Source organism: Citrobacter sp. Awk 2, assembly GCF_028069815.1.
Taxonomy (GTDB): Bacteria; Pseudomonadota; Gammaproteobacteria; order Enterobacterales; family Enterobacteriaceae; genus Citrobacter.
This window is the reverse complement of sequence record NZ_JANEWL010000290.1, coordinates 1-255: the sequence shown is the minus strand read 5'-3', so window position 1 is coordinate 255 and position 255 is coordinate 1. Positions and strand designations below refer to the sequence as shown.

The window sequence follows — 255 nt, the reverse complement described above, 5'->3', positions numbered from 1 at the left end:
CTGAAAACAAAACACGCTTAAAAAAGCAAGGGTGTGAAAGATTACTTGCAGGAGCCAGCAGTGATGGCGAAAGCTGGTCACCGGCCGGGAAAACGCAAGGCGGTGTACCAGAGCGTGATAACCACGGCACCACCTGGATTTACTGTAACCCTCACGACCGGGTAATGGGCTCTGCCCCTTTACGCAGTATTGGCTGGCAGGGACTGCCCAATACGGAAACCAGCCGTTTTACAGAGTCCCATCCCCTGTTTAAGG

Annotated in this window: 1 protein-coding gene; it reads left to right on the top strand. The window is 53.3% G+C overall.

Annotated elements, in window-relative coordinates:
- Nucleotides 1-255: T6SS effector phospholipase Tle3 domain-containing protein (locus tag NNO02_RS23690; protein ID WP_442867936.1), on the top strand; the 255-nt coding region annotated here is incomplete at both ends.